We start from the raw sequence: 14,096 nt of genomic DNA on the forward strand, positions 1-14,096 counted from the left end.
ACAATAGGCTAGCGGACTGTCATGAAATGGTGACATATTCCCCGTCGTGCCAACCCATTTCGTGAGATGGACGGGCGTAGAATGTTTCTTGTGCACATTGCCCGTCTCGTGGTGTGCTGTAGTCCGCTCGTCTCGCGGATGAATTTCTATACTCAAGAGAAATGAGGAATGCGTGTTACGCACTCGTATGGCAGGATCCCTGCGCAAGGAAGATATTGGTTCGACAGTTACACTCACCGGATGGGTCGATCGCAGGCGAGATCACGGCGGTATTGCTTTTATTGATTTGCGTGACGCCTCTGGAATCGCACAGGTAACGATTCGTGCAGAAGTGGCTCACGAGCTTCGCTCCGAATATGTTTTGAAAGTCACCGGTACCGTCATCGAACGCCCAGAAGGTAATGCGAACTCGGCTATTCCAACCGGCGATATCGAAGTCGAAGCAACTGATGTTGAAGTATTGAACCCGTCAGCTCCGCTTCCATTCCAGGTCTCTGATGCTGCAGAAGATTCTGGCTCAGTCAACGAAGAAACCCGTCTGAAGTACCGCTATCTTGACCTTCGTCGTTCCCACGAACAGCACGCAATTCGTCTTCGTGCGAAAGTTTCGCAAGCAGCTCGCCGTGTTCTTGATAACCATGAGTTCGTTGAAATTGAGACACCAACACTGATTCGTTCGACTCCGGAAGGTGCGCGTGACTTTATCGTTCCGGCACGTCTTTCCCCAGGGTCATGGTACGCCTTGCCGCAATCGCCTCAGCTGTTCAAGCAACTTCTTATGGTTGCGGGTATGGAACGCTACTATCAGATTGCTCGGTGCTACCGCGATGAAGATTTCCGTGCGGACCGTCAGCCAGAATTCACCCAGCTCGACGTCGAAATGAGCTTCGTGGAGCAAGAAGACGTTATGGCCGTTGCTGAAGATGTGTTGCGTGAGATCTGGGCTTTGATAGGTTACGATCTGACAACTCCAATTCCACATATGACCTACAAAGATGCTATGGAGAACTACGGTTCAGATAAGCCAGATTTGCGTTTCGGTCAAACGCTTATTGACCTCACCGAGTACTTTGCGGACACACCATTCCGGGTTTTCCAAAATGACTATGTTGGTGCGGTTGTTATGCCAGGTGGCGCCTCTCAGCCTCGGCGTACTTTCGATAAGTGGCAAGAGTGGGCAAAGGCTCGCGGAGCCAAGGGTCTCGCATACGTGACGATTGCTGAAGATGGAACGATCGGTGGCCCGGTTGCCAAGAACATCTCCGATGAAGAACGCGCAGGACTGCTTGAAGCTACCGGTGCAGTAGCAGGCGATTGTATTTTCTTCGCAGCTGGAGAACCAACCGCATCTCGTGAACTACTTGGTGCGGCACGTCTGGAAATCGGTAAGCGTTGCGGACTGATTAATGAAGATGATTGGGCGTTCGTTTGGGTGGTTGATGCGCCGCTATTCAAGAGTACCAAGGCTGCTGAAGCTGAAGGTGATGTCGCAGTTGCTGATGGCGCATGGACAGCAGTACATCACGCATTCACCTCGCCAAAGCCAGAATGGTTAGACAACTTCGACCACGACCCAGGAAACGCGCTTGCATATGCCTATGACATTGTCTGTAACGGCAACGAAATTGGTGGCGGTTCGATCCGTATCCACCGTCGTGACGTACAAGAACGTGTCTTTAAGGTGATGGGCCTGGACCAAGAACAAGCACAGGAGAAATTTGGATTCCTCCTTGATGCCTTCAAGTTCGGTGCACCGCCACACGGCGGAATCGCCTTTGGTTGGGATCGTATCGTGGCACTGCTGACCAAGTCTCCATCAATTCGCGACGTTATCGCGTTCCCGAAGATTGGTAATGGCTGGGACCCAATGACTGACGCGCCGGCACCTATTACGCCTCAGCAACGTAAGGAAGCTGGCGTGGATGCCAAGCTGAAGAAAAAGGATACTGAGGAATCTGCGTCGAGCGAAGATAACGTAGAAAATAAGTAGTATCATTTTCAAGTATCAGTGTGTGGCGATAGTTTTTCAGAGCTATCGCCACATACTGTGGCTCAATATATGACTCAGGGGAAGCGATGACGAAAAAGCGGTTGGCAGTATTCGGATCTATCGGTGTAGCTGGCGCCATCATTATTGCGCTTATGTCTTATGTAGCATACTTCGCTGTTACCGGCAGAGCCCTCCCTCACGCACATGTAGGGCACCTTGATGTCGGTGGCATGAGTGAGACTGAAATAAAAACCGAGTTAACCTCGAATATCGACTCTGTGCATGCGTCGATCAGTGGTGAGGGGGTAAATAATGTCACCGCTGATTTAGCCACCATGGGAGCTCAATTCGATGTTGAAGAGACGACAAAGCGAGTTCTGACATCCCATCGACCTGCGCTTGATTACTTCACGTCAATTTTCTCCCATTCTGCAGTTGAGCCAGCCGTTTCCTTTCCGGATGAGGCAAAACTTCAGGAGTTCGCTCAAACGTTAACTGAGGGACAAGAATCAGCTTCGATGCCAACAGCGGCTCGGATCGAAGAACAAGACGGCAATTTCGTCGTCATTCCCGGAACCGATGGCCGTGGTGTTCCAGTCTCAGAAGTAAAACGTGTTGCCACTGAGCTGGCAATAGCTCAAAAATCACTTGACGTTTCAGTGCAGACAGCTGCTTTGCCGACGCAAGCTCCGAGTGAAGAGATGAAAGCACTCGCTACACATGTTAACCAGCTTCGCGACGCTGAGGTGAGCATCGTCGTCGGTGATGAGACGATCACTGCTGACAGCGCAACGAAAACGTCATGGGTATCGATAGTGGACAACGCACCGCAGATCAATAAGGATTTAGTCACTCAGTGGGTGACTAGTATTTCTGAAGATTTGGTTACTGAAGAGGTTGTTGGCATCCGTTATAAGAATGATCGTGGTGACATCATTCGAGTCGGCGCGCAAGCAGTTCCGGCACAGAATTTAACAAATGTCGACCAAATCGTTTCAACTATTTCCACTAATATCCTGAATAATGCTCCGACGTCGCAGACGGTGGAAGTGAGCACTGGAGAAGAAAAATGGGAAGACCGCCTAGTGGCTGTTGGTGCCGAGAATCTTGCTTATCTTGCAGCTGAAGGGGAGAAGTGGATTGATGTCAACCTGTCAAACTTCACCGTCATGGGCTACGAAGGCGCGACTGCGGTCAAAGGTCCCATCCCGCTCATTGCCGGAGCAGCTGAGACACCGACCATCACCGGAACTTTTAATATTTGGCACAAGACACCAAGCCAGACAATGCGTGGAACAAATGTCGATGGAACTCGGTACGAGACCCCAGGCGTTCCGTGGATCATGTATTTCCAAGGTGATTTCGCGATACACGGTGCTCCCTGGCGGCGCTCATTTGGATATGATGCGGGAGAATATGGTTCTCACGGATGTGTCAATGTTTCTGTTTCAGATGCGAAATCCCTATACGATTGGGCTCCAAAGGGAACTGTAGTCGTTTCGCATTACTAGAATATACAGCTAACTTTCAGTAGAGATATGTTTCAGGAACTGTTGCGTTGGTTAAGGTATAGAAGTGCCGAAAAAGAACAATTCTGTGTTTTGGGACGTTGAAGTTGCTCCCCGCTGGGCAGGCATCGAACCGGTTTATCAGTTCGACAGTTCTGAAGTTCAGGTTATGCTCGGGTATATCGACGGACAGAAAAGTCTCGATATTTTCGGTGAAGACGCAGCTGTGATTGATCAGCTTGCATATGTTAAAGCGTCGTTTGACCGTCCCGATCTGAGCACTATGCCGAAAAGTATCCCAGCACTACTCGATGAAGAAACCCGTGATTACTTCGGTCCATCCTTCGGGTGGGACTGGGATTTTTATTATACGGAAACATCTTTGCGTGATGTTGACGGTACCGAAAACGTGGAATTGCTAGACTGTAAATCGTCACTATTCCAACGCTATTCCCACGAGATCTACGATGCCCTTCGACAAGCGAACCCCATTAGTGACGCACTGGAACATTTTGAAGAACTTTCGTGGTTCATTATTCGAGAAGATTCAGGGATTGCCTGTGTCCTAGGTTTCGAAAAAGATGGTGACAAGGCGTATCTCCACGGGTTAGGAACGAACCCTGCCTACCGGGGCAGAGGGTATGCACAAGCGATTATGGTTGGAGCTACAAATCAGTTGTTACACACAAACACGATGGTCTATTTCAGCATGTGGGGATGGAACAGTGCTGCACGCCAACTATATTCCAAGATTGGCGTGCAACACGGTGCTGAGTTAACTCATGGTAGGCGTGAACCTTTCACTGAGTTGAATGCTCAGTGGTGAATAGCAAACCGCTTATAGAGTTTTCTTAGTGGACGTGGTGCCCACCAATTCCACTTACCAAGGATGGTCATCATTGCTGGCACTAAGAGCATACGAACGATAGTCGCATCAACGACGACAATGATTGCTAGGACGACTCCAATCTGTTTGATCGCAACGAGTTCGCCGAAAACGAAGCCGATGAACACTGCGATAATGATGGCTGCTGCGGAGGTAATGATTCGGCCCGAGCGTTGTAAGCCGTGTTCGACAGCCATATCGTTTGATTCTCCAAGATCCCAATACTCTTTAATGCGGGCGAGGAGGAAGACTTCATAGTCCATTGCAAGGCCAAACCCGAAGGCAATCGCGGTTGCCACGACGAAGGTTTCAATGCCACTTGTTTGGGGCAAGCCGAACAAACCGTGGTTAAAGAGGAAGGCTGCACCGCCTAGTCCAGCTAGGAGAGATAAGCTATTAATAACTAATGCCGTTAGTGGTGCGATAATCGATCCCGTCATAAAGAATAACAAAACAACGACAGACGCAATGACGATTCCCAAAGCGATTGGCGTATCAGACGCGATGGAGGAAGCGAAATCCATTTGAAGCGCTGCCGGGCCACCAACATCGAATGAGAAACTGGCATCTAATCCGCGAATTTCGGAAACAAGGTCTGTTACCTCCTTGCTGACTGCATCGTCGGTATCGACGTCAAATCCAATAACTACACCATTGTCAGTGGCGACCGGTTCTCGTGCACCCGTAATACTGGGAAGCTCTTTAATCTGCTCAACTAGTGCAGTGGTATCGGAGACATCTGCGTGCGCAAGAAGCGAAATTTCAGGTGTCGAAAATGCTGGAAAGTCCTTATCCACAGTGGCTATGACGTGCTTTTCTTCTGAATCTTGCGGCAAGTAATCGGTGAAGTTTGAGCGCAAGGTCAAGCCCAGTACCGGAGCTGCAATTATCCCCAGTAGGAGCAACGTCGACACAACAATTTGCCAGGGGCGCTTTTGTACCCAGCGGGCCAAGCGGGAGAATATTCCTTTATCTGATGCGGAATCACCGAATCGGACGAAAAGGAATCGCATAAGGGTAAAGCGTGAGAGCGCCGAAGGAGCAACGAGTTTTCTTCCGCTGACAACGATGAGAGCGGGCACTAGCGTAATCGCTGTGGCTACTGCCAGAAGCGTGACGATGACGCCACCGATTGCGATCATGCGTAACATCGGGGCGTTCATGAACAACAGACCAGAGATAGCCAGAGCAATCGTCAAAGCTGAGAACGCGACTGTACGACCAGCAGTTGTAATAGTTTTTTGAATAGCGTAAGCAATATGCTCCTTAAGTTCTGGACTATCTGGATCATTTGTGTACTCTGCGATCTCTTCTCGATACCGCGAAACGACAAGTAAACCGTAATCGATCGAAAGAGCTAGGCCTATCAATGTGACGATATTAAGAATGAAATTATCGACGTTCGTAATGAAAGTGATCGTCCAAACTGCGCCAAGTCCGATAGCAATAGAAATAAGGGCAGACCCAAGGGGGAGGCCAGCAGCAATTGCACCACCGAAAACAACCACCAGAAGTACCAATGCGATTGGCAATCCAACAGTCTCGCCAGTGACTAAGTCTTCAGCGGTCTGATCGAGAATAACATTTGTTGCAAGCGTGGCCGATACAGCAGAGACCGTAATATTGTTATCTGCGTCGTTCAACGTATCAGAGAGGCTAGTGACGTGATCCTTGACGTCGGCAACTGTCTGTGGGAACTGTCCTGGATCAAGTTGGGTGACAAGGACAAATGAGTTACCGTTGGTAAAAGCTTTCGCCGGGTTGGGCACATCTATTGTGGCTTGTCGGGCCTGTGTGCGTGCTTGTTCCGCGATGGCCATTTGGGCTTCTGTAGTTGCTTGTTCGATGATTTGCTCGCGTGCAGCATACTCAGCTTCGGGACCACCTGTGCTGCGGGCCTGCTCGAGAAGAGGTGCCGCTGATTGGAGTGCACCTTGTGCAGCTTGATCGATGAATTCTTGGTTGTCACTGATTGCTTGTTCGACTGCTATATCGATTTGTGCCGCTAGTTCTTGCTTGAACCGTTCATCTACGTTTTGCGGATCGTTCACGGATGCTACATGGGGCAGTGCTTGAACCTTTTCTCGGAAAGCAGACAATTCGACGGAGATCTCTTCAGGAGTAGTGTTTTCAACGAGCACGATAATACTTTCGCCACGCTCGTCAGCTCCAGTCGCGCGCAGAACTATATCGGATTCAGAATCGGGAATCATAGATTCCGAGGAGGACATGCGTTCAAAAAGATTACCCTGTCCAAATCCAACGAGAGCACCGCTTATCCCGAGAAATGCAAGTACTGCCCAAAACAGAATAAAAGTTTTTGGGCGAGCAGGTATTTTGTGGCTTAGCCAAGTAAACATACTACTATTCTGTCACAGAATAGTATCCCTGCCTAGGTTTGGTATCTCGCTGTTTTAGGCTGTGCGAGGAATGTTCCAGTCCGTTCTGACGGAATACTCTAGTAGACTAAATCGCGTGGATCTTTTTCAGACGTCGTCAAACTATACTGAATCGCAGCCCGCTTCGCCGCTAGCAGTACGTATGCGGCCGCGCGATTTAAGTGAGGTCATCGGGCAACAGCACCTCCTGGGCGATGGTCAGCCCCTGCGCCGGCTGATAGAACCGGAGGCAGGAGGTGCGCCGAGTTCAGTGATTCTCTGGGGTCCGCCAGGCATCGGAAAAACCACGCTGGCGTACCTTATTGCGCACAAAGAAAGCCGGAGATTTGTTGAGATTTCGGCGGTATCAGCTGGCGTTCAGCAAGTCCGTGCGCATATAGAGCAAGCTCGTGATGCGCTCGTTGTGCACGGCGAGCAAACAGTCCTTTTTATCGACGAGGTTCACCGATTTTCAAAGTCTCAGCAAGATGCTTTGCTACCGGCCGTGGAAAACGGCTGGGTTATTCTGGTCGCGGCGACGACGGAGAATCCCAGCTTCTCGGTTATCGCACCGTTGTTATCGCGTTCCTTGTTATTAACCCTGCATCCGCTGAGTGCTACCGATATTCGTTTGCTTTTGGAACGAGCTCTCTCCGACGAGCGTGGTTTCGGTGGGCATGTCACGATTACAGATGAGGCGTTGGACCAGATCATTCGTTTTGCTGGAGCCGATGCGCGTCGAGCTCTGACAATATTAGAAGCTACGGCGTCAAACGGGAATAGACAACTAACGATCGATGACGTTGAACGTGCGGTAGACGTTTATTCGGTTCGATACGACCGTGATGGGGATCAACATTATGACGTCGTTTCGGCCTTCATTAAGTCGATTCGAGGTTCGGATGTGGATGCTGCGATCCATTATCTAGCGCGCATGCTTGAAGCTGGTGAAGATCCTCGATTTATTGCACGTCGATTAATGATTAGTGCAGCTGAAGATATTGGAATGGCTGATCCAGCTGCCCTGCAGACGGCCACTGCGGCCGCTCAATCTGTTGCGTTAGTGGGCATGCCAGAAGCTCGTATTATTTTGGCAGAGGCTGTTGTCCATTTGGCAACAGCACCTAAGTCTAACCGTGCCTATCTCGCTATTAACGCTGCTATTGCGGATATTCGTGCCGGTAATATAGGCCCAGTGCCGGTGCACTTGCGAGACCAAAGTGTAACCGCTTCACGTGTTGCGGCAGTCAGCACCGGTAAAGACACCGACTACATATATCCGCATGACGAAGTTTCTGGTGTTGCACAACAGCAGTATGCACCGGATGAATTGCGCGACAAACGCTACTATGAACCGACAACACGAGGGTACGAGTCGCAAATCACGTCCCGATTACAACGGATAAATAAGATTTTAGGCAAATGAGCATGCTATCCTAGTCAGGTTGTATTTATGCAACACCCTGGGGTCTTAGCCGATCATGGTGGCCCCGCTTAGCGGAAGCTAAGCGCTAATTATCGACAGGAGAAAATAACTATGGCAGCAAATCGCTCCCGTAAGCTTGTGCGCCAGTCGCGCGCACTCGGTCTCGCTCTTACCCCTAAGGCTGAGCGTTACATGCAGCGTCGTCCTTACCGTCCAGGTGAGCACGGTCGTGGCCGCGTCAAGGAATCCGATTACTCGGTTCGTCTCAAGGAAAAGCAGCGTCTACGTGCGCAGTATGGCATTCGTGAAGCTCAGCTTCGCAAGGTCTGGGACGAAGCTCGTCGTATTGACGGTATGTCCGGTGAGAACCTTGTTGAGCTCTTGGAAATGCGCCTTGATGCACTCGTTCTTCGTGCTGGTTTTGCTCGCACCATTTCTCAGGCTCGTCAGGTTGTTGTGCACCGTCACATTCTCGTTGATGGCAAACTTGTTGACCGCCCATCGTTCCGCGTAAAGCCAGGTCAGGTTGTTCAGGTTAAGCCACGCTCCCAGGCCTCCGCGCAATTCTTGGCAGCGGCCCAAGGCCAGCATGCATCGGTTCTTCCTGCAGTGCCAGAGTACTTGAAGGTAGAACTTGAGAAGCTTCGCTTTGAACTGATTCGCCGCCCGAAGCGTGCTGAAGTTCCGATCACCTGTGATGTCCAGATGGTCGTCGAATTCTACTCACGCTGATAAGCAACTTGTAAAAGCGCGCCGTGGTCTTTCCATGGCGCGCTTTTATATCGTGTACACCACCACATAGCTAGGTCTGCCAGAATCCGGCTCATCCAGCTAGACTACTTATTAGTACTGCCGTGTTCGAGCGGCATCGTCGTCTAAAGGAAAATCACCATGCGCACTGCCGAAATTCGTAAACGTTGGCTGGACTATTTCGCGAAGCATGACCACCACATTGCTGAGTCGGTTCCGCTAATCTCTCCTGATCCCTCGATCCTTTTCACGATTGCCGGAATGGTGCCATTCACGCCATATATCATCGGCACCGAAAAAGCTCCGTACCCGCGCGTCGCATCGGTGCAAAAGTGTATCCGTACCAACGATATTGACAACGTTGGCCGTACCACCCGTCACGGCACGTTTTTCCAAATGTGTGGAAACTTCTCATTCGGTGATTACTTCAAAGAAGGCGCCATGGATTTGGCCTTCGGTTTGCTTACCTCGAGCATAGACGACGGCGGATATGGCCTTGAAAAAGATCGTCTATGGGTGACTATTTGGGATCAGGACGATGTGACGTTCGAGCATCTGACGAAGGTCATCGGGCTCGACCCGCATCATATTGTCAAGCTTCCGCGGGAGCAGATTTTCTGGTCTACTGGCCAGCCTGGACCAGCTGGTCCATGTGCAGAGATTCATTACGATCGCGGCCCAGAGTTCGGCCCAGAAGCAGTTGGCGGCAATGTAGATCCAGGTGGCGATCGCTACCTCGAAATTTGGAACTTGGTCTTTGATCAGTACCTCCGCGGTGAGGGAGAAGGCAAGAACTTCCCGTTGCTCGGCGAACTCGATCAAACTGCGATCGATACCGGCGCTGGTCTTGAGCGTATTGCCTACTTGCTCCAGGGCAAGAACAATATGTATGAAACCGATGAAGTTTACCCAGTTATTCAGGCTGTAGAGAAGATTACTGGCAAGACCTACGGGGAAAAAGAAGAAGACGACGTTTTGATGCGTGTGATTGCTGATCACGTTCGCTCTTCGATGATGCTTATTGCTGATGGCGTTCGCCCTGGAAACGATGGCCGTGGTTACGTTCTGCGTCGCCTGATTCGCCGAGCAGTGCGCTCAGTTCGGTTACTTGGTTACTCTGATCTTGCCTACCCACAGTTGCTTCCAGTTACCAAGGATGCAATGAAAGAATCCTACCCGATTCTCGAAGCCGACTTCGACAAGATTTCCCAAATTGCCTACGCTGAGGAACAAGCATTCCGTCGTACGTTGACCGCCGGAACCCAGATTTTCGAGCAGGCTGCTGCTGACGCAATTTCAGCAGGTTCACAACTACCTGGCGACGCCGCTTTTACCCTACACGATACATATGGATTCCCGATTGATCTTACGCTCGAAATGGCTGCCGAAAAGGGGATCGCGGTTGACGAGTCTGGTTTCCGTCAATTGATGCAAGAACAGAAGGATCGTGCACGAGCTGATGCACAGGCAAAGAAGACCGGCCATGTTGACGCAACTGTTTATCATGAAATTCAGAGCGTAGGTGGCGATACTCACTTCTTGGGTTACACTGACTACTCTGCCGATGGCAAGGTTGTGGGCCTACTGCAAGATGGTGCTACGGTACCAGCGGTTCAGGCACCTGCCCACGTTGATGTCGTACTCGATCAGACTCCGTTCTGGGCCGAGCAAGGTGGTCAGCTACCTGACCACGGCACGATTACTGTTGCTGGTGGTGGAATCGTTGAAATCACTGATGTTCAGATGCCGATTAAGGGTCTTTTTGTTCACCGCGGCACTCTTACTGAAGGCTCTATCGCGCTGAATGATCGTGTGTATTCAGCTATTAATGCAGAGCGTCGCGAGCAAATTGCGCGTGCACACACGGCAACTCACATGGTTCATAAGGCATTGCATGAGTACTTAGGCGAACAAGCTACGCAGGCCGGTTCGGAGAACTCGCCATCGCGGTTGCGTTTTGATTTCCGGCATGGAGAGCAGGTTCCGACCTCCGTCATGCGTGATATTGAGTCCCGAGTTAACGATCGTCTGCAAGAGAATCTCGATGTCACTGATCAAATTATGACTCTCGACGAAGCAAAAGCATCTGGTGCGATGGCACTGTTCGGTGAGAAGTATGGTTCCCATGTTCGAGTAGTGTCTATTGGTGGAGACTGGTCACGCGAACTTTGTGCGGGGACTCATGTGCGGACGTCGGGCGCTCTTGGATTAGTTAGTATTCTCGGGGAGTCCTCCATCGGTTCTGGTGTGCGACGTATCGAGGCACTCGTCGGTGCTGGTGCGTATGCTGCTGGAGCTCGTGAACGCGCATTGCTTTCGCAGCTTTCGACCTTGACGCATGTACGTATGGAAGAGCTCCCCGAACATATTGATACCTTGCTCTCGCGTCTCAAGCAGGCTGACAAAGAAATAGCGTCACTGCGAAAGGAAAAGATGCTTTCGCAGATGAGTAACGTTGTTTCACAGCGCGTTGATATTAACGGTATCTCGGTTGTCGCTCACGATCTGGGTGACGTTGCCTCAGCTGATGACGTTCGTCTGGCAGTGATGGATGTTCGTGAACGTCTTGGCCAGACTCCGGCGGTAGTTGCTATGACAGGTACCGCTAAAGGTCGTCCAACAATTGTCATCGCAACCAACGAATCCGCCCGTGAGCGCAATATTAAGGCCGGAATACTCGTATCTGTCGCCGCGAAGATTCTTGGCGGCGGTGGCGGCGGAAAGCCGGACCTTGCGCAAGGTGGCGGTACCGACGTCTCCCAGATTCCGGCAGCTTTTGACGCGATTACTGCAGCAGTCTCTGCGAGCTAAATCCGGCAGAAATTTTCGATTATGCGACAAGGTATTCGGATAGCAGTAGATGTAGGTGAGGTACGCGTCGGAATCGCGCGCAGTGATTCCGACGGTATCCTCGCCACGCCAGTCGGAACCTACCGACGAGGCATAGATGACTTTTCGGCAGTCCTTCAGCTCATCCGTGCCTACGATGTTTTGGAGGTTATCGTTGGTTTACCTCGAAACATGGACGGTTCAGAGGGCAAATCTGCAACCAATGCTCGGCGGTGGGCGCGCCGAATTGCTAAGAAAATTGCACCAATTTCGGTGAGAATGGTTGACGAACGGTTATCAACTGTCAGCGCTCATCAACTTTTACACGATGTAGGACGCAAGGAGAAGACACATCGGAGTGTCATCGATCAGGTTGCGGCAGGTATCATTTTAGAAAGTGCTCTCGCGCACGAGCGCTCAACGGGATCTCCTGCTGGAGAACTCATTGCGATTCAGGAGAATTAGGTGTCAGAAGTATTTACTGAGTTAAATAACACTCAATACCGGAAAGCAAAAGCACGTCGCGCTTACCGGCGTAAGAAGCGTATCCGAACGGCACTAGTTCTTTTCATAACTTGTGTTGTCGTAGTTGCAGCAACAGTTGTTGCTGTACCGTATGTACACAGTGTCTTCAGCTCACAGGCGGTCTCGGACTACGAAGGCCCAGGTAGTGGCGAAGTTATCGTGGAGATTCCCGAAGGCGCAACTGGCACTTCGATGGCAGATATCCTCGCAGAAGCTGACGTCGTTGCGTCGTCTTCGGCATTTGTCAATGCGTTTAAATCTGATCCACGTTCAGCATCGATTCAGCCTGGTGCCTATAGGCTTAAATTAAAGATGTCTGGGCAAGGCGCGGTTTCTGCTCTGTTAGATCCTGCAACAAAAGCAGAACTAAAGATCACGATTCCTGAAGGTTTTGCCAAGGCACAGATTGCTGAGCGAGTCGCTAACGTCATGGAAGTACCACTAGATGAAGTTACCGCTGTCATCAACGATGCCCAAGCGCTTGGGTTGCCAGCTGAAGCTAACGGTAATGCTGAAGGTTGGTTAGCGCCAGCAACGTATACCGTAGCTCCGAATGCGGATGTTACCGAAGTGTTGTCCGATATGGTCTCAAAGCGCATCACTGGGCTAGAGAAAATTAAGCTTCCACGCGAAAATTGGCAACGAACTCTTACGGTTGCTTCGATTGTCGAGCGTGAAGTTAACTGGCCAGAACACTATGGCCAAGTTGCACGGGTCATCGAAAACCGCCTCAATAATACTGATCAGGTCGGCGGCAAACTTCAGATGGACTCGACGACGATGTATGGCGTTGGAAAATTCGGTGGCATCCCGAGCGAAGAAGAACTACAGAACGATAATCCGTATAACACCTATTTGTACCCTGGCCTTCCGCCATTCCCAATTTCAAACCCCAGCCTCGATGTGATTGAAGCGTCAGCAAATCCACCAGCGGGAGATTGGCTTTTCTTTGTGACGGTGAATCTTGATTCGGGAGAGACTTTGTTCTCTAACAATCTCGAGGAGCATTCAAAGAATGTTGAGATTTTGCGTCAGTGGTACGCCGAGAATGAAAAGACGAACGGAAACTAGAACGTGGCTCGCCACCTACTTCTGGATGCAAATAAATACTTTCCACTTATCGAAAAGTTCGTTGACGACTTGGGCGAAGCCCACTCCCAAAGCTTCGACTCAATTTCTGCGAACGAGGAGGTAGCCTCGTTCTGGATGATCAGCTCGCCCATACCGCAATCCGCTGTTACTTTGGTAGACGGTATGGCAAAGCTGATCGGAGCCTGTGACCTGGTGGTACGCCAGGTCACAGGCGCTACCTCAATGTTGATTGGGTTTTCGGTTGCTTCGCGCGCGCTGTCGCCAGTGATCCGTGCGATCAATGCGGAGCCTCGCAGGTTGGTCATCATTGGTGGTTCTTTTCTTGCTTCGCATGCTATCGCGAGCGCTGTTGAACTAGGCATGGGCAATATCGTCGTCGTTAGTCCGCCGGTGGGCGGTCCCGGCACAGCAGTTGCCGCCGCGCACAGTATGAGTGCTGATGTCACCTCGGTTGTACCAAGGAAATTCCACCCAGACCCTGGCGATTTAGTGATCGATACTGATCTGGAAATTTTCGCACAGGTTTATGGTGGCGCTTCACAGCCGGATTACGTTGTGCGTACCTATTTAAGCGCCCAGCCACACCTCACATATCGAATGTTTCTTGCCCGGTATCTACGCGAACTGATTGTGGTCGCTACTGGACGTGACGTGCCCATTGTGGATTTGCAGTTAGCTGTGGATAATTTCTTCGGCGTTTAACCGCGTTTCG

General features: G+C 50.7%; 10 protein-coding genes. 9 read left to right on the top strand and 1 reads right to left on the bottom strand.

From position 1 onward, the window contains the following. Positions 1-172 precede the first annotated feature (172 nt). From aspS to JTE88_RS04220, 3 genes are all read left to right on the top strand, one after another. Positions 173-1,990 carry an aspartate--tRNA ligase gene (gene aspS, locus JTE88_RS04210; RefSeq protein ID WP_204425592.1) on the top strand — a complete coding sequence of 606 codons (1,818 nt, stop codon included), beginning with the start codon at positions 173-175 and terminating at the stop codon, positions 1,988-1,990. An 86-nt stretch (positions 1,991-2,076) separates the two neighbouring features. After that, entirely contained in the window at positions 2,077-3,501 is a 1,425-nt protein-coding gene (locus JTE88_RS04215) for a L,D-transpeptidase family protein (RefSeq protein ID WP_204425593.1), read from the top strand. 64 nt (positions 3,502-3,565) lie between these two features. After that, positions 3,566-4,324 carry a GNAT family N-acetyltransferase gene (locus tag JTE88_RS04220; RefSeq protein ID WP_204425595.1) on the top strand — a complete coding sequence of 253 codons (759 nt, stop codon included), beginning with the start codon at positions 3,566-3,568 and terminating at the stop codon, positions 4,322-4,324. Here the strand turns inward: JTE88_RS04220 and JTE88_RS04225 are convergent. Beyond that, positions 4,315-6,744: an MMPL family transporter gene (locus tag JTE88_RS04225; RefSeq protein ID WP_204425596.1), complete on the bottom strand. Its 2,430-nt coding sequence runs from the start codon at positions 6,742-6,744 to the stop codon at positions 4,315-4,317. The two genes, JTE88_RS04220 and JTE88_RS04225, sit on opposite strands and share 10 nt — an antisense overlap. A 115-nt stretch (positions 6,745-6,859) precedes the next feature. Here JTE88_RS04225 and JTE88_RS04230 point away from each other — a divergent pair, with 115 nt between their 5' ends. The 6 genes from JTE88_RS04230 (at position 6,860) to JTE88_RS04255 (ending at position 14,086) form a co-directional block, all read left to right on the top strand. Then, positions 6,860-8,188 carry a replication-associated recombination protein A gene (locus JTE88_RS04230; protein WP_239519572.1) on the top strand — a complete coding sequence of 443 codons (1,329 nt, stop codon included), beginning with the start codon at positions 6,860-6,862 and terminating at the stop codon, positions 8,186-8,188. Positions 8,189-8,299: 111 nt separating this feature from the next. Then, on the top strand, positions 8,300-8,920 hold the full coding sequence (rpsD, locus tag JTE88_RS04235) for a 30S ribosomal protein S4 (protein WP_204425602.1): 621 nt from the start codon (positions 8,300-8,302) through the stop codon (positions 8,918-8,920). 159 nt (positions 8,921-9,079) lie between these two features. Further along, positions 9,080-11,749 carry an alanine--tRNA ligase gene (gene alaS, locus JTE88_RS04240; RefSeq protein ID WP_204425604.1) on the top strand — a complete coding sequence of 890 codons (2,670 nt, stop codon included), beginning with the start codon at positions 9,080-9,082 and terminating at the stop codon, positions 11,747-11,749. A 21-nt stretch (positions 11,750-11,770) separates the two neighbouring features. Further along, complete coding sequence (ruvX, locus tag JTE88_RS04245) at positions 11,771-12,232, top strand: Holliday junction resolvase RuvX (protein WP_204425605.1); 462 nt, start codon at positions 11,771-11,773, stop codon at positions 12,230-12,232. Beyond that, complete coding sequence (mltG, locus tag JTE88_RS04250; RefSeq protein WP_204425607.1) at positions 12,233-13,363, top strand: endolytic transglycosylase MltG; 1,131 nt, start codon at positions 12,233-12,235, stop codon at positions 13,361-13,363. It begins immediately after the preceding gene. Positions 13,364-13,366: 3 nt separating this feature from the next. After that, positions 13,367-14,086: a hypothetical protein gene (locus tag JTE88_RS04255; RefSeq protein ID WP_204425609.1), complete on the top strand. Its 720-nt coding sequence runs from the start codon at positions 13,367-13,369 to the stop codon at positions 14,084-14,086. The last annotated feature ends 10 nt before the right edge of the window (positions 14,087-14,096 follow it).

The sequence above is a fragment of the Arcanobacterium phocisimile genome (assembly GCF_016904675.1).
Lineage (GTDB): Bacteria > Actinomycetota > Actinomycetes > Actinomycetales > Actinomycetaceae > Arcanobacterium > Arcanobacterium phocisimile.

Bases quoted from the DNA above. Each gene is read 5' to 3' on its own strand.
- ruvX (WP_204425605.1), top strand. From the start codon at position 11,771: ATGCGACAAGGTATTCGGATAGCAGTAGATGTAGGTGAGGTACGCGTC.
- JTE88_RS04215 (WP_204425593.1), top strand. From the start codon at position 2,077: ATGACGAAAAAGCGGTTGGCAGTATTCGGATCTATCGGTGTAGCTGGC.
- JTE88_RS04225 (WP_204425596.1), bottom strand. From the start codon at position 6,744: ATGTTTACTTGGCTAAGCCACAAAATACCTGCTCGCCCAAAAACTTTT.
- alaS (WP_204425604.1), top strand. From the start codon at position 9,080: ATGCGCACTGCCGAAATTCGTAAACGTTGGCTGGACTATTTCGCGAAG.
- rpsD (WP_204425602.1), top strand. From the start codon at position 8,300: ATGGCAGCAAATCGCTCCCGTAAGCTTGTGCGCCAGTCGCGCGCACTC.